We start from the raw sequence: 22,453 nt of genomic DNA on the forward strand, positions 1-22,453 counted from the left end.
AGGGGTGGTGTCACGCGTCCAGGGACGTCATGACGTGCTTGATGCGGGTGTAGTCCTCGAAGCCGTACGCCGACAGGTCCTTGCCGTAGCCGGACTTCTTGAAGCCGCCGTGCGGCATCTCGGCGACCAGCGGGATGTGGGTGTTGATCCACACGCAGCCGAAGTCGAGCTTCTTCGACATCCGCATGGCACGGCCGTGGTCCTTGGTCCACACCGAGGAGGCCAGGGCGTACTCGACGCCGTTGGCCCACTGAACGGCCTGGTCCTCGTCCGCGAAGGACTGGACGGTGATGACCGGGCCGAACACCTCGTTCTGGATGATCTCGTCGTCCTGCTTCAGGCCGGAGACGACGGTCGGCGCGAAGAAGTAGCCCTGGTCGCCGACGCGCTTGCCGCCGGCCTCCACGCGCGCGTGGGCGGGCAGCCGCTCGATGAAGCCCTCGACCTGCTTGAGCTGGTTGGGGTTGTTCAGCGGGCCGAAGAGCACGTCCTCGTCGTCCGGCTGACCGGTCTTGGTCTCGGACGCGGCCTTGGCGAGCGCGGAGACGAAATCGTCGTGGATCGACTCGTGCACGAGCACGCGCGTGGCGGCCGTACAGTCCTGGCCGGCGTTGAAGAAGCCGGCCACGGAGATGTCCTCGACGGCCTTGGCGATGTCGGTGTCCTGGAAGACGACGACCGGGGCCTTGCCGCCCAGCTCCAGGTGGACGCGCTTGACGTCCTTGGCGGCGGACTCGGCCACCGACATGCCCGCGCGGACCGAGCCGGTGATGGAGGCCATCGCCGGGGTCGGGTGCTCGACCATGGCACGGCCGGTCTCACGGTCACCGCAGACGACGTTGAAGACGCCCTTGGGCAGGATCCCGCCGAGGATCTCGGCGATCAGCACGGTGGAGGCCGGTGTGGTGTCCGACGGCTTCAGCACGACGGTGTTGCCCGCGGCGATCGCCGGGGCGAACTTCCACACGGCCATCATCATCGGGTAGTTCCACGGCGCGACCTGCGCGCAGACGCCGACCGGCTCACGGCGGATGATCGAGGTCATCCCCTCCATGTACTCGCCGGCCGAGCGGCCCTCCAGCAGTCGCGCCGCACCCGCGAAGAAGCGGATCTGGTCGACCATCGGGGGGATCTCCTCGGAGCGGGTCAGCCCGATCGGCTTGCCCGTGTTCTCCACCTCGGCCGCGATGAGGTCCTCGGCGCGCTCCTCGAACGCGTCCGCGATCTTCAGCAGGGCCTTCTGGCGCTCCGCCGGGGTGGTGTCGCGCCAGGCCGGGAAGGCGCGCGCGGCGGCCTCCATCGCGGCGTCGACGTCCGCCTGGCCGGACAGCGGCGCGGTCGCGTACGCCTCGCCCGTCGCGGGGTTGACCACCTCGGTGGTCCGTCCGTCGGCGGCGTCCCGGAACTCACCGTCGATGTAGTTGCGCAGACGACGCAGCTCGGTGCTCACTGCCGGCCCTCCAAGTTCGGTGTCCAATCACTGAGATGCCCAGACTAATCGCTGCGCCCACGTTTTCAACACCCCTGATCCCCTCGCTTCTGCGAAATCCGTCGGTCTCGGTCTCGTAAACAACGAATTTCATCGATCAGGGCTTGCACAACTGTCGAGACGTCGTGCACAGTGAGGTCGTGGCCAGTCGAAGCGCAGACCCCAGGGACGCACGGGACTCCCGCGAGTCCCTCCGCGACACCCCTCGTGAGTCCAGGAACGGCAGCAATCCGAATCTGGACGCCGTCTCCCTCGCCATCATCGAACAGCTTCAGGAGGACGGCCGCCGGCCGTACGCCGCCATCGGCAAGGCCGTCGGCCTTTCCGAGGCGGCCGTGCGCCAGCGCGTCCAGAAGCTGCTCGATCAGGGCGTGATGCAGATCGTCGCCGTCACGGACCCGCTCACCGTGGGCTTCCGCAGGCAGGCGATGGTCGGCATCAACGTGGAGGGCGACGTCGAGGCGGTGGCCGACGCGCTGACCGCCATGTCGGAAGTCGAGTACGTGGTGATGACCGCGGGCTCGTTCGACATCCTCGCGGAGATCGTCTGCGAGGACGACGACCACCTGCTGGACGTCATCAACAAACGCATCCGGGCCCTGCCCGGCGTGCGCTCCACCGAGAGCTTCGTCTACCTCAAGCTCAAGAAGCAGACCTACATGTGGGGAACCCGATAACCGTGAGCTCAAAGGACCTCAGCAAGTCCGCGTACGACCACCTGTGGATGCACTTCACCCGCATGTCCTCGTACGAGAACTCCCCCGTCCCGACGATCGTCCGGGGCGAGGGCACCTACATCTACGACGACAAGGGCAAGCGCTACCTCGACGGTCTCGCCGGCCTGTTCGTGGTCCAGGCCGGTCACGGTCGCACGGAACTCGCCGAGACGGCCGCCAAGCAGGCCAAGGAGCTGGCCTTCTTCCCGGTGTGGTCCTACGCCCACCCCAAGGCCGTCGAGCTGGCCGAGCGCCTGGCGAACGAGGCCCCGGGCGACCTGAACAAGGTCTTCTTCACCACCGGCGGCGGCGAGGCCGTCGAGACCGCCTGGAAGCTCGCCAAGCAGTACTTCAAGCTGGTCGGCAAGCCCACCAAGTACAAGGTCATCTCCCGCGCGGTCGCCTACCACGGCACCCCGCAGGGCGCTCTGTCCATCACCGGCCTGCCGGGCCTGAAGGCCCCCTTCGAGCCGCTGGTACCGGGCGCGCACAAGGTGCCGAACACCAACATCTACCGCGCCCCGCTCTTCGGCGACGACCCCGAGGCCTTCGGCCGCTGGGCCGCCGACCAGATCGAGCAGGAGATCCTCTTCGAGGGCCCCGAGACCGTCGCCGCGGTCTTCCTGGAGCCGGTGCAGAACGCCGGCGGCTGCTTCCCGCCGCCCCCCGGCTACTTCCAGCGCGTGCGCGAGATCTGCGACCAGTACGACGTGCTGCTCGTGTCGGACGAGGTCATCTGCGCCTTCGGCCGCCTCGGCACGACGTTCGCCTGTGACAAGTTCGGCTACGTTCCGGACATGATCACCTGCGCCAAGGGCATGACCTCGGGCTACTCCCCGATCGGCGCGTGCATCGTCTCGGACCGGCTCGCCGAGCCGTTCTACAAGGGCGACAACACCTTCCTGCACGGCTACACCTTCGGCGGCCACCCGGTCTCCGCGGCGGTCGGCCTCGCCAACCTCGACCTGTTCGACAAGGAGAAGCTGAACCAGCACGTCCTCGACAACGAGGGTGCCTTCCTCTCCACGCTGCAGAAGCTGCACGACCTGCCGATCGTCGGTGACGTCCGCGGCAACGGCTTCTTCTACGGCATCGAGCTGGTGAAGGACAAGGCCACCAAGGAGTCCTTCAACGACGAGGAGACCGAGCGCGTCCTGTACGGCTTCCTCTCCAAGGCGCTGTTCGACAACGGCCTGTACTGCCGCGCCGACGACCGTGGCGACCCGGTCATCCAGCTCGCCCCGCCGCTGATCTCCACCCAGGAGACGTTCGACGAGATCGAGCAGATCCTGCGCGCGACGCTGACGGAGGCGTGGACGAAGCTGTGACCGTCCGGACGGCCCTCACCGTCCCGACAACGCCGATCGTCCCGGCGTCCTGATCGGTCATCCCCCGGCCGATCTTCCGTCTGGATGATCATCCCGGCCCCGGTGCCCCCGTTCGAGTGAGAAACGGGAGCCCGGGGCCGCGTGCTGTCCGGGCTCCCGGCGTCTGCTGCCTAGCGTGCCAGTGACCGATCGGCCCTGCCTTCGTTCCCCCGCACGGGGGAATGGCACGGGAACTACGGATCTGACACGAGGTGTACGCCCATGGAGGCCCCGCCGGACAACGACGTGCTCTGGGCACGCTCCCTGCACTTCACGCACAGCGACGGCTCCCCCGCGCTTCAAGGGGTCTCGCTCGGCGTGCGCGAGGGCGAGATCCTCGCCGTCGGCGGCCCGCGCGGCAGCGGCAAGACGACGCTGCTGCGCTGTCTGTCCGGACTCACCCCGGCCCAGAGCGGCGAGGTGTGGTTCAACAGCATGCCGCTGCACACCATGGGCCCGGTCACCCGCGAGCGCCTGCGCCGCGACCGTTTCGGCTGGATCGACCCCGCCCCGCTGCTGGTGCCCGAGCTGAACGTGTGGGAGAACGCCGCCCTGCCGCTGATGCTGCGCGGCGTCGGCCGGCGCCGCGCCAAGGTCGCCGCCACCGAGTGGCTGGAGCGCGTCGACATCGGCGACAAGGCCCGCCGGCGCCCGCACGAGCTGACCCAGGCCGAGCGGCAGCGCACCTGCATCGCCCGCGCTCTCGCCCCGGCGCCCACGGTCCTCTTCGCCGACGAGCCCACCGCGCCCCTGCACCGCGCCGACCGCGCGCACGTCCTGCGCACCCTCACCACGGCCGCCCGCTCGCACGGCATCACCGTGGTCCTGGCCACCGCCGACCCGGAGACGGCCGCGCTCGCCGACCGCACCGTGTCGCTGCTCGACGGGCGCCGGGTGAAGACGGTGCACCTGCCGCCGGTCGCCGAGACGGAAGGCCGGACCGCGTGGTCGCTCTCCGTCTGACCCGCGGTGCCCGCCCGGCCGTCCATCTGCGCCGCCTGGTGGTGGCGGCGGCCTCGGCGGGCACGGGCTTCCTGCTCCTGTGCACCCTCGGCTACGCGCTGGGCCACCCCGGTGCCTCCCCGGCGTCCCTGCTGCTGCGCCTGGCGTGGTGCGTCGTACCGCTGGCCGCCACGGTGTGGTTCGCGCTGGCGGTCGCCCGCACCGACCCCGCTACCAAGCCCCGCCCCGGCCTGTCCGCCGTAGGCCTCGGCCCGGCCCGCCTGATGGCGATCGCGGCCCTGACGACGGCGCTGTCCACCGTGCTGGGCTCGGTGCTGGCCCTGCTGGTCTTCCTGCACCTGCGCGGTGACCTCACCGGCATGCCGTTCGACGGCGCCGCGTCCCAGTTCCTCGCGGCGGACCAGCCCCTGCCGGTGCCGGCGGCGCTGACCCTGCTCGCCGTCCTGCCGGTCACCGCCTCGACCCTGGTCGCCTTCGCCCGACGCCCCCGCGAACCCCGCCTGCGGCCCACCCCGCACCCGTACGGCCGCTTCGGCGCGTACGGCACCACGGCGGTCCGCGAGACGTTCGGGGCGTACGGCAGGTTCGGCGCACGCCTGCGGGGCAGCGAACCGGTGAGCAGGCCGCAGCCCCCGGCCGGCCCTGCCGCCGGGGCGGCACCGGCGGACACGGACGTCCTCACGCGAGCGCCGGGCGAGGCCACCGATCCCGACGGTCCGCGGGAGACTCCGGTCGAGAGCACCCGTCCGGCACCGCCCACCGAGCCCCACCCCACCGCTCTCCTCCCCTGGGGCGTCGCCCTTCTCGCCGCCGGCCTGGCCACCGAGGCCTACGCCACCCGCACCACCGACCCGGCGACCCTGCCCATGCCCGGCGGTCTGACCACCGGCCCGGTCACCGTCCTCCTCGGCTGGCTGCTCACCGCCGTCGGCCTGGCCCTCGCCGGGCCCGGCCTCACCCACCTCACCGGCCGCCTGCTGCAGGCCGTCCGCCCGGGTGCCCTGCGCCTGCTCGCCGGGCGGGTGCTGATGGCGGAGGCCACCCGCATCGGCCGTCCCCTCGGTGTCGTCTGCGCCGTCGCGTCGGCCGCGTTCGCCACGACCGCCCTGCGCGACGCCGGCTCGCCCGCGCTCGGTCCGCTGACCACGCTGGGCGCCCTCGTCACCGCCGGCTGCGCGGTGGCGACGCTGTTCACCGCCGCCGTGGAGGCGCGCCAGGACCGGGCCGACACCATCGCGGCACTGCTCCGGCTGGGCGCCCCGACCATGATGCTGCGCTCGGCCGCGGCCCTGCGCGCGGCCGCCCTGCTGGCCGTCTTCGGCCCGCTGACGCTGCTGGTGGCGGAACTGGCCGCGCTGCCCCTCGCCCGCTGAGCACACCGGGGCGAAAAAGTGTCCCCGGCCACCGATGAGTTCCGTGGTGTCCGGGCGTCTACCCCCTCGACGACACCGCGCCACCAACGGAAGAGGCCCCATGTCCCAGCAGATGATCTTCGTGAACCTGCCCGTGAACGACCTCGAGGCCTCGAAGAAGTTCTTCACCGGCCTCGGCTACACGATCAACCCCCAGTTCAGCGACGAGAAGGCCGCGTCGGTCGTCATCAGCGACACGATCGTGGTGATGCTGCTGACGAAGCCCTTCTACGCGACCTTCACCGACAAGGGGATCGCCGACACGAAGACGACCAGCGAGGTGCTGATCTGCCTGAGCGCCGAGAGCCGCGACAAGGTCGACGAGCTGGTCGACCGGGCGATCGAGATCGGCGGCACCGCGACCGGCAAGACGCAGGACATGGGCTTCATGTACGGCCGTGCCTTCGACGACCTCGACGGCCACACCTGGGAGATCATGTGGATGGACCCGGCGGCCGTACAGGGCTGACGGACCCCCTTGCCTAGCATGGGCGGGTGCACCCGACACCCGCCCAGCCGTACGACGGCTCCCATGACCGTGAGATCGAGTCCCTCGCCCGGTTCGACGAGGTGGTCGCCCGGCGCGGCACTCTCGCCGGGTTCCGGGTCCAGGCAGTGGACCTGACGGGCCGTACGGACGTGCTGCTGTCCGTGGAAACCGCCGGCGCCGTCTTCCTCGGCTGCCCGATGACCCCCGAGGCAGCCGCCCGCGTCCGGGCGTCCGACGCCCTGGTCTTCCCGCCCGTCCCCGGCCTGCCCTTCGACCCCTACCGGGGATTCGTCTACTCCGCCGAGGAACTCTTCGCCGGCCTCGACCGCGGCTACGAGGCCACCCCGGACGCGCTCGCCTACGCCTGGTTCCAGCAGACGAAGGCCGACGGCGACATATTCGCCTCCATGCTGCGTTCGATCCACGACGACGCAATCTCCGACGCCCTCGACGAAGTCCTCGCCGGCGCCCGGGTCGTGGGGGTGATGGGCGGCCACGCGATGGCGCGCGGCAGCCGGGAGTACGCCGGTGCCGCGCGCCTGGGCCGCGTCCTGGCCCACAACGGCCTCACCGTGGCGACGGGCGGCGGCCCCGGCGCTATGGAGGCGGCGAACCTGGGCGCGTACACGGCGCCCTTCGGCGACGACATGCTGACCGCGGCCCTCGAACTCCTCGCCCCGGTACCGTCGTTCAGGCCCTCGGTCACCGACTGGGCGCGGGCCGCGTTCGAGGTGCGTACCCGCTGGCCGCGCGGCGGCACGTCGATCGGCATCCCGACGTGGTTCTACGGCCACGAGCCGCCGAACGCGTTCGCCACGCACATCGCCAAGTACTTCGCCAACGCCACCCGTGAGGACGGCCTGCTGGCCCGCTGCACCGCGGGTGTGGTGTTCCTGCCGGGTGCGGCCGGCACCGTACAGGAGATCTTCGACAACGCGACGCCGAACTACTACGGGTCCCGTGGCGAGGCGACGCCGATGGTGCTGGTGGACCGGGCGCACTGGACGGAGCGGCTGCCCGCCTGGCCGCTGCTGCAGTCGCTCGCACGGGACCGCTCGATGGCGTCCCGGATCGCGCTGGTCGACCGGATCGAGGAGGCGCCGGAGGCGTTGAAACATCTGTCCGGTTAATAAGAGGGCAAAGGCAAGGTCCTTGGCGGGCATATGCGTTGACACTTCTTATGGAACGCTTATAAACCTGTGAGCCTCATGGGGGCTATGGTGCCGGGCGGTTGCGATCGCATCCCCTCGGCGCCGCAACTCCCCTTCAACCCCCCGCAGTTGCATCCCGTAAGGACAAACGTGTCCATATCCCGCCGTACTGCCGCCCGTTCCGTGCGCGCCCTCGGGGTCGCCTCCGCCGCGGCGGCGCTCGCGCTCACAGTCGCCGGCAACGCGCTCGCCTGCGACATCAGCGAATTCTCCGCCAAGGCCGCGTGCGAGGGTGACAAGGGTGTCATCACCGTCACCGATGTCGATGCCTCCGGCACCCCGGCCCTCGTCTCCGTCTTCCTGGAGAACAAGGGCAGCGACGACCACAAGGTCGGCGAGCAGACCGTCACCGGCTCGTCCCAGGGTGTGACCATCACCTTCGCCGAGGACTGGAAGCCGAACGCCATCTACCGCGTCCATGTCCTGGCCGGCGACACGAAGCACCCGATCGTGGACAAGGACATCACGCCGAACCTCACCACGCCGCCCACCGCCTGCAAGAAGGACACCCCGACGACGCCTCCGGCCCCGCCGGCCAGCCCGGCGCCGAAGCCGTCGGCGTCCGCTCCGGCCGAGGACACGCCGAGCCCGTCGGCTCCGGCGAGCACCGCCCCCGCGGGCACCGTGAGCAACGCCCCGTCCCCGGCGGTCGGTGACTCCAACCTCGCCGAGACCGGTGCGAACTCCAACACCGGTCTGATCGCCGGCATCGCGGGCGCCCTGGTCGTGGTCGGCGGCGGCGCCGTCTTCCTCGGCATGCGCCGCCGCGGGGCCAAGGACAACGGCTGACCCCACGCACGCACGACGGCCCGTCCCCAAAAGATCGGGGACGGGCCGTTCGCCTGCCCGGCGGCGGTGCCGGAAGCGTCCCTCAGCCGAGGACGACGACCTCCGCCCCGTCGAAGGCGACGCCCACCTCGGCGCCGACCTCTGGGGCTTCGCGCAGCGCGCAGGCGGCCTCCAGACGGGGCGCGTCCTCGGGCTGGAGACGGACGGCGACATGGGTGCCGCGGAAGGTGCGGGCGGTGACGGTGCAGCGCAGGCCCTGCGCCACCTCGGTCAGCCGGACCCCGGCCGGGCGGACCAGCAGGTCGCGCGGCCCCTGCGGGGAGCCGTCGGGCACCGGCAGCTTGCCCCAGGGAGTGTCGGCCGCCTCGCCGACGACGGTCCCCGGCACCACGTTGTCGAAGCCGAGGAAGCGGGCGACGAACGCGTCCGCCGGATGCTGCCACACCTCGAGGGGTGTGCCGGACTGGGCGATGCGCCCGTCCCGCATCACCACGACCCGGTCGGCGAGCGCGAACGCCTCACCCTGGTCGTGGGTGACGGCGAGCACGGTGGTGCCCAACCGGCCGAACAGCTCCCGCAGTTCGACGACCAGGCGCTCGCGCAGCGAACGGTCCAGCTGACCGAGCGGTTCGTCCAGCATCAGCAGCCGGGGGCGCGGAGCGAGCGCCCGGGCGAGCGCGACCCGCTGCTGCTCACCCCCGGACAGCGCGGCCACGGCCCGCCGCCCGGCGCCGGGCAGACCGACCAGCTCCAGCAACTCCCCGACGCGCTCGCCCTGTTCGCCCTTGCCGGTGCCGTGCATACGCAGCCCGAAGGCGACGTTCCCGGCGACGTCGCGCTGCGGGAAGAGCTGGTGGTCCTGGAACATCAGCCCCACGCCCCGCTTGTGCGCGGGCACCTTCGCCTGGTCGTGGCCGTCCAGCAGGATCCGGCCCGCGTCCAGCGGCTGGAGGCCGGCGACCGCCCGCAGCAGCGTGGACTTGCCGCTGCCGCTGGGGCCGAGCACGCACACCACCTCGTGCACGGCGACATCGAGATCGACGGCGTCGAGGACGCTCCGCTCGCCGAAGCGGACGGTCGCGGCGTCGAGGCTGAGCAGCATCTAGAACTCCCCCGTCCGGTCAGGCACCCGCAGGCTCTCCAGGACGAGCAGCGCCACGGCACACACCACCATCAGAATCGTCGACAGGGCCATCGCCTGCCCGTAGTTGAGGTCACCGGGCCGCGCCAGCAGCCGGGCCACGGCCACCGGCAGCGTCGGGGTGTCGGCCCGCGCGATGAAGACGGTCGCCCCGAACTCGCCCAGCGACACGGCGAAGGCGAACCCGGCGGCGATCAGCAGGGCCCGCCGCACCATCGGCAGATCGACCTCCCGCCACACCCGCCACGGTGAGGCCCCGAGCACGGTCGCCGCCTCCCGCAGCCGTGCGTCGACCGCGCGCAGCACGGGCAGCATGGTCCGGATGACGAAGGGAACGCCGACGAGCGCCTGCGCGAGCGGCACCAGGATCCAGGAGCTGCGCAGGTCCAGCGGCGGTTTGTCGAGGGTGATCAGGAAGCCGAAGCCGACGGTCACCGCGGACACGCCGAGCGGCAGCATCAGCAGCGCGTCGAATCCGCGCACCAGACGTCCGGCGTCCCGGCGGGTCAGCGCGGCGGCGGCGAGCGCGCCGATCAGCAGCGCGATCGCGGTGGCGGCGACGGCGTACTGCAGCGAGTTGCCGATGGCCTCGATCGGCGGGACGAGGAAGGTGTTGCCGTCCTGGCTGGTCAGCGCCCGGTAGTAGCCGAGGCCGCCGTCCAGGGAGCGCTGCACCAGCACCGCGGGCGGCAGCACGAGCAGCACGGCGATGGTGAGCAGCACCCCGCCGAGCAGCGCCCACTGCCCGGCGCCGCGCGGCCGGCGTGCCGTCGTCGCCGCGTCCACCAGTTTCAGGGCGCTCTCCCGGTGCCGTACCGTCCGGGCGTGCACGGCGAGGATCGCGCCGACCGCGATGAACTGGACCACCGTCAGCACGGCGGCGGTGGACAGGTCGAAGACGTCGGCGGTCTGCCGGTAGATCTCCACCTCCAGGGTGGAGAAGCCGGGGCCGCCGAGGATCTGGACGATGCCGAAGGAGGTGAAGCAGAACAGGAACACCATCAGCGCGGCCGCCGCGACCGCCGGCGCGAGCGCGGGCAGGGTGACCGTGCGCCAGGCGGTGAAGCGGGACGCGCCGAGCATCCGCGCCGCGTCCTCCTGGCGCGGGTCGAGCTGCGCCCACAGACCGCCGACGGTCCGCACGACGACGGCGTAGTTGAAGAAGACGTGGGCGAGCAGGATCGCCCACACGGTGGTGTCCAGCCGTACGCCCCACAGCTGGTCGAGCAGGCCGCCGCGGCCGACCAGCGCGAGGAAGGCGGTGCCGACGACGACGGTCGGCAGCACGAACGGCACCGTCACCACCGCCCGCAGCAGCCGCTTGCCGGGGAAGTCGAAGCGGGCGAAGACATAGGCGCCGGGCAGGCCGAGCAGCAGGGTGAGCCCGGCGGAGACCAGCGCCTGCCAGGTGGTGAACCACAGCACGTGCCGGATGTCGGACTGCCCGAGGACGTCGGTGAGCCGCCCGAACTGCCAGGCGCCGTCGACCTTGAGCCCGCGGGCGACGATCGCGGCCACGGGGTAGGCGAAGAACACGGCGAAGAACGCGACGGGCAGGGCCATCAGGCCGAGCCGCGCCGCGCTCCCCGCGCGGTCCGGGCGCCGGGCTACTTCAGTACGAGTGAGGTCCACTGCTTGACCCACTGGTCGCGGTGGTCGGCGATCTTGGCCGGCGCCAGGGTCTCGGGGTCCTTGGCCGCGGGGCCGTACTGGGTGAACTCGGCGGGCACCTTGGCGCCGTCGAGCACCGGGTAGACGAACATGTTCAGCGGCATGTCCTGCTGGAACTCCTTGGAGACCAGGAAGTCGATCAGCGCCTTGCCGCCCTTGGTGTTCTTCGCGTTGCTGAGCAGCCCGGCGAACTCGATCTGCCGGAAGCAGGTGCCGGCCGCGACGCCGGTCGGCGCGGTCTTCGGCTGCGGCTTGGCGAAGACGACCTCGGCGGGCGGCGAGGAGGCGTACGAGACGACCAGCGGCCGGTCGCCGTGCGCCTTCTTGCCGCCGGACGAGCCGGAGAACTCCTGGTCGTAGGCCTGCTCCCAGCCGTCGACCACCTTCACGCCGTTGGCCTTGAGCTTCTTCCAGTAGTCCTGCCAGCCGGCGTCGCCGTACTTGGCGGCGGTGCCGAGCAGGAAGCCGAGGCCGGGCGAGGAGGTGGACGCGTTCTCGGTGACGAGGAGGTTCTTGTACTCCGGCTTGACCAGGTCGTCGAAGGAAGCCGGCGGGGTCAGCTTGTGGTCGGCGAAGTACTTCTTGTCGTAGTTGACGCAGATGTCGCCGAAGTCGATCGGGGTGACCCGGTGCTTGCCCTGGTCCAGCTGGTACCGGGCACCGATGGCGCCGAGCCCCTTGGCCTCGTACGGCTGGAAGAGGCCGTTGTCCAGGGCGCGGGAGAGCAGGGTGTTGTCGACGCCGAAGAAGACGTCGCCCTGCGGGTTGTCCTTGGTGAGGATGGCCTTGTTGACGGCCTGCCCGGCGTCGCCGCCGGGGAGGACCTTGACCTTGTACCCGGACTGCTTCTCGAAGTCCGCGAGGACGTTCTTGGACACGGCCCACGAGTCGTGGCTGACGAGCGTGACGGTCTTGGACTCGGCGGCGCTCTTCTCACTGCCGCCCGACCCGCACGCGGACAGCGTGACGAGGCCGAGGCCGACCACCACGACCGTGGCCCTCTTGGTGATGCTCACTGACATTCCTCCTGGAGTGACCAGGAAGAGACGCGGCCCTGCCCGGGACGCCTCAGGGTGTCCCGGGCAGGGCGCAACAGCTCGAGTGATGACCGATCTCCCTACCCAGAATGACCTGGGCGAGGTTCAGAGGGTCTGCGGCCGGTGCCGCACTCTCAGCGCTGTGGCGCTCCCCTGTCGGAAAGATGTTCCGGCTATGAAGTTGTCGTTACGACAGTCAGATTACCGCTCGGTGGCGGCGAGCTGACCACATGCCCCGTCGATCTCCTGCCCACGGGTGTCCCGGATCGTCACCGGTACACCATGGGCGGCGATGGCCTCGACGAACGCCTTCTCGTCCTCGGGCCGGGAGGCGGTCCACTTGGACCCCGGCGTCGGGTTGAGCGGAATGAGATTGACGTGCACGGGCTTGCCCTTGAGCAGCCGCCCCAGCCGGTCCCCGCGCCACGCCTGATCGTTGATGTCCCGGATCAGCGCGTACTCGATGGACAGCCGCCGCCCGCTCTTCTCGACGTACTCGAACCCGGCGTCGAGCACCTCGCGCACCTTCCACCGCGTGTTCACGGGGACGAGGGTGTCGCGCAGCTCGTCGTCCGGGGCGTGCAGCGAGATCGCCAGCCGGCATTTGAAGCCCTCGTCGGCGAACCGGTGGATGGCGGGCACGAGGCCGACGGTCGACACGGTGATGCCGCGCTGGGACAGCCCGAGGCCGTCGGGCGCGGGATCGGTGAGCGCGCGAATGGCCCCGACGACCCGCTTGTAGTTGGCGAGCGGCTCGCCCATGCCCATGAAGACGATGTTGGACAGCCGGGAGGCACCACCGGGGATCTCCCCGTCCCGAAGCGCCCGCATGCCCTCGACGATCTGATGCACGATCTCGGCGGTGGACAGATTGCGATCCAGCCCGGCCTGCCCGGTCGCACAGAACGGGCAGTTCATGCCGCACCCGGCCTGCGAGCTGATGCACATGGTGACGCGGTCCGGATACCGCATCAGCACGGACTCGACGAGCGTCCCGTCGAACAGCCGCCACAGCGTCTTGCGCGTGGTCCCCTCGTCGGTCGACAGATGCCGCACGACGGTCATCAGCTCGGGGAACAACGCCTCCCGCAGCCTGTCACGCGCCCCGGCGGGGATGTCGGTCCACTGCTCCGGCTCGTGCGCGTACCGCGCGAAGTAGTGCTGCGACAGCTGCTTGGCGCGAAACGGCTTCTCCCCGATCTCGGCCATGACCGCCTTGCGCTCGGCAGGCGAAAGATCGGCAAGATGCCGCGGCGGCGTCTTGGCTCCGCGCGGCGCGACAAAAGTAAGTTCTCCGGGCTTGGGCATGGTGGTACCAGTGTCGCAGATCAACTCCGGCAGCCCAGGCCGGAGCGGGGTGGGGGCGGTCACCTGTGGGTGTCGCCTGTCAGCGTTGGTGGGCCTCGGACGGCCCAGGGACGGCCCAGGGCGCTCGGCTATCGCCAACACTGCTGTGTGAGGCGGACGCCATGGGCTTCGAGTGCAGGCAGGTCACAGGGCGGCACTCGACGCGAACGCGAACGCCGGGATCGACGGTCTGTGCGCCGCACTCGCCATCCTCGCCTTCGCCGCTCTCCTCGCGATGTTCTTCACGTCACGGATCCCCAAGACCCAGCTTCGTTCGACGGAGCCATAGCAGTGTGCGCAAGTCGCGCGCCATCGGAAAGGCTCGTCTCGCCGTGCACGATCACGTGCTCGGGAGGTTGACCGCGTCTCGCTCGTATGGCCCGGCTGGGGGTGCCGCTCCGTCGTGCAGCTGCGGCAATGGGGGCAGGTAACCGCCCAGGAGTCCCGGAGCATCCATGACCAGCCCCCACGAGCCGTCCGAATTCGGTGCAGCCGAGAAGAACACTGGTGACGCGGCGCCGAGCGGGCACAAGGGCGACTCGCCGGCTGCTCGGATCGCCAGGAACACCGCCTCGGCGGTGCTCATCGTCCTCACCTGCATCCTCGTACCGATCGCGCTGCTCACCGTGTGGGTGCACGACATCGCGCTGGACACCGACCGGTACGTGGCGACGGTCGCCCCGCTGGCCTCGGACCCCGCGATCGAGGATGCGGCGATCAAGCGCATCACCCATGCCGCCGACGTGCGGGTCGACGGCAAAAAGGCGGCCTCGGACATCGCCGCCTGGCTCCAGGCGCAGGGCTTGCCGCCGAAGGCCGCACAGGCCGTGAAGGGGCTCGGCCCCCAGCTCGACTCCGCGGTCGACGCCACCGTTCAGAAGGTGGCCACGCGCTTCGTGCGGAGCAACCGCTTCGAGCGAATCTGGACGACCGCCAACCGACAGGCCCACGCCGGAGTCGTCCACGCGCTGACCGGCCAAGGCCGCGGAGCCATCGGCGTGAACGGCGGAACCGTCACCCTGGACGTCGGCCAAGCCGTCGACCAGGTCAAACAGGCGCTCATCGACGCCGGACTGGCCCCGGCCTCCAAGATCCCCGATGTCAACAAGCAGATGGTGCTCTTCCAGTCCGACCAACTCGACAAGATCCGCAAGGGCGCCCATCTGCTGGACACGATCGGGAACTGGTTCCCCGTGATCGTCATGCTGATCGGCGCCGCCGGGGTGCTGCTTGCCCACCGGCGACGGCGAGCCCTGATCCGTACCACTCTCGGCGCGGCCTTCGCCTGCCTGATCATCGCCATCGTCCTGGTCATCGCCCGCCGCTACTACCTGGACCATCTCCCGCCCCAGGTTCAGTCGAAGGCCGCCGCCGCGGCCGTCTTCGATAGGCTGCTGCACTTCCTTCGGGTCAGCCTCCGCACGGCGATCGTGCTCGGTGTGGTCATTGCATTGGGCGCCTATCTGATCGGTCCCGGTCGGCTGCCGCGCGCGGTCCGCGGCACATCCGAGCGCGCCGCGGACTCTGCGGCTCACTGGGCGTACGCCCATCAGGTCCGCACCGGCCGAGCGGGAACCTGGGCCCAGGCCCACCGCCGTTGGATCGCCCTGGCCGCGCTGCTGATCGTGGCCTTGGTCTTCGCACTCTGGAACCACCCGACAGTTCTGACGATCCTGCTGCTCGTCCTCGTCCTCTTGGCCCTGCTCGCGGTGCTCGCGCTCCTCGCCGCCTCCGGGCGCGCCACCAAAGACGCCGAAAAGCTTGCGCCACCGCGCCCCTAGATGCGAACTACAGGCACGGGGGTTGCTGAGGTCTCCTGGGCTGGCCGCAAGGCTGCTCAGGGCTGTGAATGGTCGCCTGCGGTCAGTGCGGTTGCTGTACTTCGCTGCTGTACCGCAACAAGCCATCCGCTGTGGAACGCCACTGGCATGTGGTCACGATCTCGGCACATCTGGGACCACACCTCTTATTCGTTGCCAAGATCGCTCTATGTCAGAGGATCAGATCGGCAAGGGCGCCAGAGAGATAGAACGCCCAACGCGCAGATGGATGCCCTATCTCGCCAGCGGGCTCGTGGGCGTGGTCGTGGGGGCAGGTGCTGTTGGGCTTGCATGGGGCCTGAGCGGAGACGACGATGGGCCCTCGGGCCCCCAGTTTACGGCGACTGGCACGGTCACGGTTTTTGACTCGTGGGTCAACGCCCAGGAGGACGAGGGCTGCGTCGGCACGGATGACTTCGCAGATCTGCGGCCTGGCAGCCGAGTCCGCTTCCTTGATGAGTCAGGACACGAGCTCTCGCAGGGGCGCCTCGGTAGCGGCGTTCCGGGCAAGGTGGTGGGCGACAGTTGCACCTGGCCGTTGAAGGTCACCGCGGTCCCGAGTGGCGCAACTCAGTATGAGTTGCGAGTTGGGGACCGAGAGCCGCTGGTTAAGACCCCTGAGGAGCTGCGGAAGGGTGTCGACCTCTCCTATGGAGAGCAGCAGCAGTAGAGGGTGCGTGCGGGTCTGAGCCGAGCTCAAAGTCCCTTCCCCAACCCACCACCCTCCCCAGCTCCCATCCCGTCCGCCGTCGACCCACACACCGTGGAGCGGGCGTGGTCCATGGCGTCCAGGTGGAGCGCGCCACTGTACGAACGACCTGGACGCCATGGACCGCGTCTGCTCGGCTTTGCCTGGGTCGACGGTGGACGGGATGGGAGCTCCCCGCGCACGCCACATCGGACTCGCAGTCGGCGACGGCGCCCCCTCCATCCCGGTGCCGGCCGATCCCCCGCCGGAGGCATTGTTCTGACCGGGACCGCGCTATGCGGTGATCGACTCATGGCCACCGGCCCTATCCACACGTGGGCGCGCGTCGGCGCAGCGCGGGCGGAGCGGGCCGGAGGCAGGAGCGGCGCCCGCAGCGGAGCCGGGAAGCGCGCCCGGCGGAGCGCGAGCGCAGCCGGGTGCCTTGACATCCAGGAGTGGAAGCCTGCCCTCGCGTCGGCTGGTCTGATCGCGGAGGCCGGGGAGAATGGCAAGTACCAGTCCGCCCGCGAGCACGGAATGCACGCCCTGAGGCACTTCTACGCGTCAGTACTCCTGGACGCCGGCGAAAGCATCAAGGCCGTGAGCGAGTACTTGGGCCACTCCGACCCGGGGCTGACGCTGCGGGTGTACGCGCACCTGATGCCGTCGAGTCAGGAACGAACTCGCCGCGCTGTTGATGAAGTGTTGGCCTCGACGCAGGCCCCGATCTAGACCTACGGTTTCGCCGCGGCCTGCTCGTAGAGGGCGAAGCCGTGGCGGAGCATCCTCACGGAGAGGTCGGTTGCCCACAGCAGAACGTTAGTATCACCGGTGAGCTTCGCCAGGTTCACGTTGCCCTGGGTGCCAACGATCTCGCGGGCGAGAAAGCTCAGATTGTGAACGTCTCCATGCGCAATTGCGCTACAGGTACTCCAGATCGCTTCAGCTCGCTCTGCACCCACGCCAAGGCTTTCCCCAGCGTCCCGGACCACGTTCTTGAAGCCAACGAATTTCAGAGCCTTCTTGACATCGCTGGGAGCGGTGCCAGCCGCCTTTGCTAGATTCTCGACCTCTTTCTTACGAACGTCACTAGCACGAGGCGGAGTTACTCCTAAGAGTTGATGCATACGGTCAGAATGATGGTTGCTGTCCTCTTGCAGGGACAGCCGCCGCTGCAGCCGCACCAAGCGGTTCGACGGGGCAAGCAGCCAAACGGCACGGGAAGCGTTCTCGAAAGCAGCGCGCAGGAGCGTCGCTTGAGCGTAGATATGCAGGACGACAGTTACTGCGGGGCCACTAATGGCACGGTGTTGATCGCCGACCAGAGTGGAGCGGAGACACTGCAAGTGATCACACCGACCCCCAAGGCTTGCCAGGCCAAATGAGACAGATGATACGGATTGATCTTGGCGTCATCGCGGGCAAGGCTGCTGTCCGGCGCAACCTCCCACGCCTTGGAGTTACTCGTGGTCAACGCTTCGAATGGCTTCATACTCTCCAGGCGTTGCAGCATCGCTTGGAGAGCTGCTTGTTCCTTCTGGTCCAGGCTCACGCCACGACAGTATGGCCACGCCACGCCTCGTCGCGCACGACTTTCTAGCAGGTCGTAGGCAAGAACTGCCGCCGGCTAACTCCGACTGCACTGCTGCACGAGAGGCACGATGACGCCGACTCTCAGCGGATGACGGCCCCCAGGCGGCCCAGTCCTTCTAGGGCACGCCTTCCAGGAGGAAGAACTGCTGGTGAGGGGCCCTTCGCTCTGAGAGAGCGTAAGTTCTCCGGGCTTGGGCATGGTGGTACCAGTGTCGCAGATCGACTCGGGTGGCCTGCCCGGCCGGTTCGGCCACCCGTTACGTCGGTCAGTGGCGCGGCAATGGCGCGGCAAGCCCTACGCCGTCGTGTGCTCCAGGTGCTGCTTGAGCAACTGCTCGTTGCGCGGGAACTCCTTGCGGACCTGGGGGCGTACGACGAGGGGAATGAGGACCTTGCCGAGGCCGTGGCCCTCGAAGTCGAGGTCCATGGTCAGCCGGGTGCGCCGGCCCTCGTCGACGGGGGTGACCTCGCCGCGGAAGGTGCCGCGCACCGGCCCGTCGATCCCGTGGACGCTCCACGAGCGGCCCGGCTCGTACTCGGTGCACTGCATCGTCATGGGAACGTCGCGGCGGCCGAGGTGCCGGGTGACCCGGACCCGGGAGCCGAGTCCGAACGGGCCGTCGTCGAGCTGCTCGGCGGACACCGCGCTGGCCTGCCACTCCGGCAGGTGGGCGGGGTCGGTGACGAACGTCCACACTTCGTCGGGGCGGCAGTCGAGAACGATCTCATCGTGGAAACCGGACATGGTGGCCCCCTTTCCAGGGCGAGCCGGTTCGGGGCTTACACCCGAAATCGTCCCACCGCATCCGTCGCCCAGCCATCCAGAAGACAGAAGGCCGGGCCGTACGACGACGAGCCCCGCCCTCCGCTCAGGAGGACGGGACTCCACAGCCGTGCGCGCCGGTCAGCCGGCGCCGACGAACAGCACCAGCAGCAGCCACACCACCGGAGCCGTCGGCAGCAGCGAGTCCAGGCGGTCCATGATGCCGCCGTGACCGGGGAGCAGCGTGCCCATGTCCTTGATGCCCAGGTCCCGCTTGATCATCGACTCGCCGAGATCGCCCAGCGTGGCGCTCGCCGCGACCGCGAGGCCGAGCAGCAGTCCCTGCCACCAGGTGCCGTCGTCGATCAGGAACTCCAGGGACAGCGCGCCGGCGACCATCGCGAACGTCACCGCGCCGAGCAGGCCCTCGCGGGTTTTGCCGGGGCTGATCCGCGGGGCGAGCTTGTGCTTGCCGAAGCGCCAGCCGACGGCGTACGCGCCGGTGTCGCTGACCACTGTGAGGAGCAGGAAGGTCAGCACCCGCCAGGGGCCGTCGTCGGCGGTGAGCATCATCGCGACGAACGTCGCCAGGAACGGCACGTAGAAGGCGGCGAAGACGCCCGCCGTCACGTCCTTGAGGTAGCCCTCCGGCGGCTCGGTCATCCGCCAGACCAGTACCGCGAGCGCCGTGAGCGCCATGGCGACCCACGCGCCCTCGGCGCCGCGCACGTACCCGGCGACCACCATCGCGGCGCCGCCGACCGCGAGCGGCACCAGGGGCGCGCGGATCTCCTTGCGCTCCTGCAGCCTGCTGGTCAGCTCCCACAGGCCGACGACGACGGCGACGGCGATCACGCCGACGAACACGGCCTTGACGATGAACAGAGAGGCGATGATGACCGCACCGAGCCCGACGCCGACCCCTATGGCGGAGCTCAGGTCGCGGCCCGCGCTCTTCTTCTGCGGGGCGGGCGCCGGCTGCGGGGCGTCGGGCATGGGCTCCGGATTCTGCTGGCGGAAGGTGTCGGTACGGACGCGGTGGTCGCGGAGGTCGTCGTCCCGGACGCTGCCGGCGCGGACGTTCCCGCCGCGCGCGTTCTCGTCGCGGAACAAGGGGCCGCTCAGCCGAGCGGCCCCCCGGTCGTCATCCTGGTCTCCGCCGTGTGCGGGTCCGTCGGGCACGATGGGCATGGGGCGAGTCTGCTGCGCTTCCTGCGCATCGTACGCGGGACCCGCCGGGCCGGAGCCCGGGACGGGCCCCTGGTCGGCGGGGCCCCAGTACCCGGCTTGCCCGGCGTGGGGCGGCGCCCCCCAGGAAGAGTCGTTCATCAGACCTCGAGCAGTTCCGCTTCCTTGTGCTTGAGGAGCTCGTCCACCTGGGCGACGTATTTCGACGTCAGGTCGTCGAGTTCCTTCTCCGCACGGCGGCCCTCGTCCTCGCCGACCTCGCCGTCCTTGATCAGCTTGTCGATGGCGTCCTTGGCCTTGCGGCGCACGGAGCGGATGGAGACCTTGGCGTCCTCGCCCTTGCTGCGGGCGACCTTGATGTACTCGCGGCGGCGCTCCTCGGTCAGCTCGGGGAACACCACCCGGATGATGTTGCCGTCGTTGCTCGGGTTGACGCCCAGGTCGGAGTCGCGGATCGCCTGCTCGATGTTGCGCAGGGCGGTCTTGTCGAACGGGGTCACGACGGCCATGCGCGGCTCCGGCACGGAGAACGAGGCCAGCTGGTTGATCGGCGTCGGCGCGCCGTAGTACTCCGCCACGATCTTGTTGAACATCGCCGGGTGCGCACGGCCGGTGCGGATCGCGGCGAAGTCCTCCTTGGCGACCACGACGGCCTTCTCCATCTTCTCCTCGGCCTCGAGGAGGGTCTCTTCGATCACCACTTGCTCCTGCGTGTCTTGAGTAGGCCCGGCTGCGGTTCCTGGCTGTGGTCGGCGGCCGGCTGCGTCGCGTCTTCTTCCTGCACGGTTCCCGACCTGCAGGACATTGTCCATCCCCCGGTCAGGGTCGGGGTGATTCTCCGGTCAGTCCCGGCTGCCCTGTTCACCCACGAGCGTGCCGATCTTCTCACCCTTGACGGCGCGGGCGATATTGCCCTCCTTCAGGAGCTCGAAGACCACGATCGGGAGCTTGTTGTCGCGGCAGAGCGTGATGGCCGTGGCATCGGCGACCTTCAGGTCGCGGGTGATGACCTCGCCGTAGCCGAGCGAGTCGAACTTCACGGCGTCCGGGTTGGCCTTCGGGTCGGAGTCGTAGACCCCGTCCACGCCGTTCTTGCCCATGAGCAGCGCCTCGGCGTCGATCTCCAGGGCGCGCTGCGCGGCGGTGGTGTCGGTGGAGAAGTACGGCATGCCCATACCGGCGCCGAAGATCACCACGCGGCCCTTCTCCAGGTGCCGCACGGCGCGCAGCGGGATGTACGGCTCCGCGACCTGGCCCATGGTGATGGCGGTCTGGACGCGGGAGACGATGCCCTCCTTCTCCAGGAAGTCCTGGAGGGCGAGGCAGTTCATCACGGTCCCGAGCATGCCCATGTAGTCCGAGCGGGCGCGGTCCATGCCGCGCTGCTGCAGCTCGGCCCCGCGGAAGAAGTTGCCCCCGCCGATGACGACGGCGACCTGCGCGCCGTCACGCACGACGGCGGCGATCTCACGGGCGATCGCGTGCACCACGTCCGGGTCGACGCCCAGCCCACCGCCGCCGGAGAAGGCCTCTCCGGACAGCTTCAGCAGAAACCGGCCGCGTACTTTGCCGTCATCGCTCTTGTCGGGCTTGGTGGTCATGGGGATCCCGCCTCTTTCAACGTGGTGCACATGCGAAGAAGGCCATTGCCGGCGGGGCGTGGTTCACATCCCATGCGGCAATGGCCTCCTCGTCAGATCTGCTGCCGTCCGTCACGCGCGCGTGTGACGCCGTGCGCGGACGGCAGGGACGACTGATGTCGACCCTATCGGGGTCGAGCGTCGATCGCCGTACGGACTCAGATGCCGACCTTGATGCGCGAGAAGCGCTTCAGGGTGACACCGGCCTCCTGCAGAACCTTCTCGACGCTCTTCTTGTTGTCCAGCGCGTACGGCTGGCCGAGGAGCGTGGCGTCCTTGAAGAAGCCGTTGAGGCGACCCTCGACGATCTTGGCGATCGCGGCCTCGGGCTTGCCCTCGGCGCGGGTGGTCTCCTCGGCGATGCGGCGCTCGGACTCGACGACCTCGGCCGGGATCTCGTCCTTGGAGAGGAACTTCGGCGCGAAGGCGGCGATGTGCTGGGCGACGCCCTTGGCGACCTCGGCGTTCGGCTTGTCCAGCTCGACGAGGACACCGATCTGCGGGGGCAGGTCGGGCATCGTGCGGTGCATGTAGGCGAGCACGAAGCCGTCGGAGAACTGCGCGAAGCGGTCCAGGACGATCTTCTCGCCGAGGTTGGCGTTGGCCTCGTCCACGAACGCCTGGACGGTCTTGCCGGGCTCGATCTCGGAGGCGAGCAGGGCCTCGATGTCGGCCGGGTTCGTCTTGGCGACGTGCTCGGCGATCGTGTTGGCGACGGCCTGGAACTTCTCGCCCTTGGCGACGAAGTCCGTCTCGCACTTCAGCTCGACCAGGACACCGGAGGAGTTGTCGTCGGCGATGATCGAGACCACGGCGCCGTTCTCGGCGGAGCGGCCCTCGCGCTTGGCGACGCCCTTCTGGCCCTTGATGCGCAGCGCCTCGACGGCCTTCTCGACGTTGCCTTCGGCCTCGTCCAGCGCCTTCTTGCAGTCCATCATGCCGGCGCCCGTGAGCTCGCGGAGCTTCTTGACGTCGGCGGCGGTGTAGTTCGCCATGAGTCTGTGAGTCTTTCTCGAAGTCTGGAGGATCCAAGATCTGCGGGGTGCGGACTCCATGTGATCGGAGGCCGCTGCCCTGCCGCTGACCTACGGGTGAACGGCGGGAGCGGACTCGACCGCGCCGGAGGCG

20 protein-coding genes, 1 pseudogene and 1 riboswitch are annotated in these 22,453 nt (G+C 69.6%); of the genes and pseudogenes, 9 read left to right on the plus strand and 12 right to left on the minus strand.

The window, feature by feature from the left end; genetic code table 11:
* Positions 1-10: 10 nt before the first annotated feature.
* Positions 11-1,450, minus strand: a complete 1,440-nt coding sequence (locus tag AB0J12_RS24675; protein WP_363266559.1) for a gamma-aminobutyraldehyde dehydrogenase — start codon at positions 1,448-1,450, stop codon at positions 11-13.
* A gap of 164 nt (positions 1,451-1,614) precedes the next feature.
* Between AB0J12_RS24675 and AB0J12_RS24680 the strand changes: the two genes are divergently transcribed.
* The 7 genes from AB0J12_RS24680 (at position 1,615) to AB0J12_RS24710 (ending at position 8,437) form a co-directional block, all read left to right on the plus strand.
* Positions 1,615-2,166 (plus strand): Lrp/AsnC family transcriptional regulator, encoded by a 552-nt coding sequence (locus tag AB0J12_RS24680; protein ID WP_363266640.1) that lies wholly within the window; start codon positions 1,615-1,617, stop codon positions 2,164-2,166.
* A 2-nt stretch (positions 2,167-2,168) separates the two neighbouring features.
* Positions 2,169-3,533 (plus strand): aspartate aminotransferase family protein, encoded by a 1,365-nt coding sequence (locus AB0J12_RS24685; RefSeq protein ID WP_363266560.1) that lies wholly within the window; start codon positions 2,169-2,171, stop codon positions 3,531-3,533.
* Positions 3,534-3,794: 261 nt separating this feature from the next.
* Complete coding sequence (locus tag AB0J12_RS24690; protein ID WP_363266561.1) at positions 3,795-4,535, plus strand: ATP-binding cassette domain-containing protein; 741 nt, start codon at positions 3,795-3,797, stop codon at positions 4,533-4,535.
* On the plus strand, positions 4,517-5,908 hold the full coding sequence (locus AB0J12_RS24695; protein ID WP_363266562.1) for a hypothetical protein: 1,392 nt from the start codon (positions 4,517-4,519) through the stop codon (positions 5,906-5,908). The genes AB0J12_RS24690 and AB0J12_RS24695 overlap by 19 nt, the downstream gene beginning before the upstream one ends.
* 100 nt (positions 5,909-6,008) lie before the next feature.
* Positions 6,009-6,416, plus strand: coding sequence for a VOC family protein (locus tag AB0J12_RS24700; protein ID WP_363266563.1), 408 nt, complete (start codon positions 6,009-6,011; stop codon positions 6,414-6,416).
* A gap of 26 nt (positions 6,417-6,442) precedes the next feature.
* Positions 6,443-7,567: a Rossmann fold nucleotide-binding protein gene (locus AB0J12_RS24705; protein WP_363266564.1), complete on the plus strand. Its 1,125-nt coding sequence runs from the start codon at positions 6,443-6,445 to the stop codon at positions 7,565-7,567.
* A gap of 171 nt (positions 7,568-7,738) precedes the next feature.
* A complete protein-coding gene (locus AB0J12_RS24710) occupies positions 7,739-8,437 on the plus strand; it encodes an LAETG motif-containing sortase-dependent surface protein (protein WP_363266565.1) in 699 nt (232 codons plus the stop codon).
* A gap of 82 nt (positions 8,438-8,519) precedes the next feature.
* Here the strand turns inward: AB0J12_RS24710 and AB0J12_RS24715 are convergent, their stop codons facing one another.
* From AB0J12_RS24715 to rlmN, 4 genes are all read right to left on the minus strand, one after another.
* On the minus strand, positions 8,520-9,539 hold the full coding sequence (locus tag AB0J12_RS24715) for an ABC transporter ATP-binding protein (protein WP_363266566.1): 1,020 nt from the start codon (positions 9,537-9,539) through the stop codon (positions 8,520-8,522).
* The gene (locus AB0J12_RS24720; protein WP_363266567.1) at positions 9,540-11,141 is read right to left on the minus strand and encodes an iron ABC transporter permease; all 1,602 of its coding nucleotides are present in this window, start codon (positions 11,139-11,141) and stop codon (positions 9,540-9,542) included. It lies immediately after the preceding gene.
* 44 nt (positions 11,142-11,185) lie between these two features.
* Entirely contained in the window at positions 11,186-12,271 is a 1,086-nt protein-coding gene (locus AB0J12_RS24725; RefSeq protein ID WP_363266568.1) for a thiamine ABC transporter substrate-binding protein, read from the minus strand.
* Between the two features lie 74 nt (positions 12,272-12,345).
* Positions 12,346-12,451, minus strand: a riboswitch (TPP riboswitch).
* A 36-nt stretch (positions 12,452-12,487) separates the two neighbouring features.
* Positions 12,488-13,594 carry a 23S rRNA (adenine(2503)-C(2))-methyltransferase RlmN gene (gene rlmN / locus AB0J12_RS24730; protein WP_363266569.1) on the minus strand — a complete coding sequence of 369 codons (1,107 nt, stop codon included), beginning with the start codon at positions 13,592-13,594 and terminating at the stop codon, positions 12,488-12,490.
* Between the two features lie 494 nt (positions 13,595-14,088).
* Between rlmN and AB0J12_RS24735 the strand changes: the two genes are divergently transcribed.
* Positions 14,089-15,414 (plus strand): hypothetical protein, encoded by a 1,326-nt coding sequence (locus AB0J12_RS24735; protein ID WP_363266570.1) that lies wholly within the window; start codon positions 14,089-14,091, stop codon positions 15,412-15,414.
* A gap of 1,171 nt (positions 15,415-16,585) precedes the next feature.
* A pseudogene (locus AB0J12_RS24740) lies at positions 16,586-16,873 on the plus strand (tyrosine-type recombinase/integrase); the annotation flags it as partial.
* Between the two features lie 2 nt (positions 16,874-16,875).
* Here the strand turns inward: AB0J12_RS24740 and AB0J12_RS24745 are convergent.
* The 7 genes from AB0J12_RS24745 to tsf form a co-directional block, all read right to left on the minus strand.
* Positions 16,876-17,268 (minus strand): hypothetical protein, encoded by a 393-nt coding sequence (locus AB0J12_RS24745; protein ID WP_363266571.1) that lies wholly within the window; start codon positions 17,266-17,268, stop codon positions 16,876-16,878.
* A 155-nt stretch (positions 17,269-17,423) separates the two neighbouring features.
* The gene (locus AB0J12_RS24750) at positions 17,424-17,693 is read right to left on the minus strand and encodes a hypothetical protein (RefSeq protein ID WP_363266572.1); all 270 of its coding nucleotides are present in this window, start codon (positions 17,691-17,693) and stop codon (positions 17,424-17,426) included.
* Positions 17,694-18,029: 336 nt separating this feature from the next.
* Positions 18,030-18,479, minus strand: coding sequence for an SRPBCC family protein (locus tag AB0J12_RS24755; protein WP_363266573.1), 450 nt, complete (start codon positions 18,477-18,479; stop codon positions 18,030-18,032).
* A gap of 159 nt (positions 18,480-18,638) precedes the next feature.
* Positions 18,639-19,826, minus strand: a complete 1,188-nt coding sequence (locus AB0J12_RS24760) for a phosphatidate cytidylyltransferase (RefSeq protein WP_363266574.1) — start codon at positions 19,824-19,826, stop codon at positions 18,639-18,641.
* Positions 19,826-20,383 (minus strand): ribosome recycling factor, encoded by a 558-nt coding sequence (gene frr / locus AB0J12_RS24765; protein WP_363266575.1) that lies wholly within the window; start codon positions 20,381-20,383, stop codon positions 19,826-19,828. The genes AB0J12_RS24760 and frr overlap by 1 nt, the downstream gene beginning before the upstream one ends.
* Positions 20,384-20,527: 144 nt before the next feature.
* Positions 20,528-21,286: a UMP kinase gene (gene pyrH, locus AB0J12_RS24770; protein ID WP_361627557.1), complete on the minus strand. Its 759-nt coding sequence runs from the start codon at positions 21,284-21,286 to the stop codon at positions 20,528-20,530.
* 197 nt (positions 21,287-21,483) lie between these two features.
* Positions 21,484-22,320 carry a translation elongation factor Ts gene (gene tsf / locus AB0J12_RS24775; protein WP_363266576.1) on the minus strand — a complete coding sequence of 279 codons (837 nt, stop codon included), beginning with the start codon at positions 22,318-22,320 and terminating at the stop codon, positions 21,484-21,486.
* Positions 22,321-22,453 lie beyond the last annotated feature (133 nt).

Source organism: Streptomyces sp. NPDC049915 (genome assembly GCF_040656475.1).
Classification (GTDB): Bacteria; Actinomycetota; Actinomycetes; order Streptomycetales; family Streptomycetaceae; genus Streptomyces.

Excerpts from the sequence above, each read along its gene's own strand:
- AB0J12_RS24690 (WP_363266561.1), top strand. The coding sequence starts at position 3,795 with ATGGAGGCCCCGCCGGACAACGACGTGCTCTGGGCACGCTCCCTGCAC.
- AB0J12_RS24700 (WP_363266563.1), top strand. The coding sequence starts at position 6,009 with ATGTCCCAGCAGATGATCTTCGTGAACCTGCCCGTGAACGACCTCGAG.
- AB0J12_RS24715 (WP_363266566.1), bottom strand. The coding sequence starts at position 9,539 with ATGCTGCTCAGCCTCGACGCCGCGACCGTCCGCTTCGGCGAGCGGAGC.
- AB0J12_RS24720 (WP_363266567.1), bottom strand. The coding sequence starts at position 11,141 with ATGGCCCTGCCCGTCGCGTTCTTCGCCGTGTTCTTCGCCTACCCCGTG.
- AB0J12_RS24725 (WP_363266568.1), bottom strand. The coding sequence starts at position 12,271 with ATGTCAGTGAGCATCACCAAGAGGGCCACGGTCGTGGTGGTCGGCCTC.
- rlmN (WP_363266569.1), bottom strand. The coding sequence starts at position 13,594 with ATGCCCAAGCCCGGAGAACTTACTTTTGTCGCGCCGCGCGGAGCCAAG.
- AB0J12_RS24735 (WP_363266570.1), top strand. The coding sequence starts at position 14,089 with ATGACCAGCCCCCACGAGCCGTCCGAATTCGGTGCAGCCGAGAAGAAC.
- AB0J12_RS24745 (WP_363266571.1), bottom strand. The coding sequence starts at position 17,268 with ATGCATCAACTCTTAGGAGTAACTCCGCCTCGTGCTAGTGACGTTCGT.
- AB0J12_RS24755 (WP_363266573.1), bottom strand. The coding sequence starts at position 18,479 with ATGTCCGGTTTCCACGATGAGATCGTTCTCGACTGCCGCCCCGACGAA.
- AB0J12_RS24760 (WP_363266574.1), bottom strand. The coding sequence starts at position 19,826 with ATGAACGACTCTTCCTGGGGGGCGCCGCCCCACGCCGGGCAAGCCGGG.
- pyrH (WP_361627557.1), bottom strand. The coding sequence starts at position 21,286 with ATGACCACCAAGCCCGACAAGAGCGATGACGGCAAAGTACGCGGCCGG.
- tsf (WP_363266576.1), bottom strand. The coding sequence starts at position 22,320 with ATGGCGAACTACACCGCCGCCGACGTCAAGAAGCTCCGCGAGCTCACG.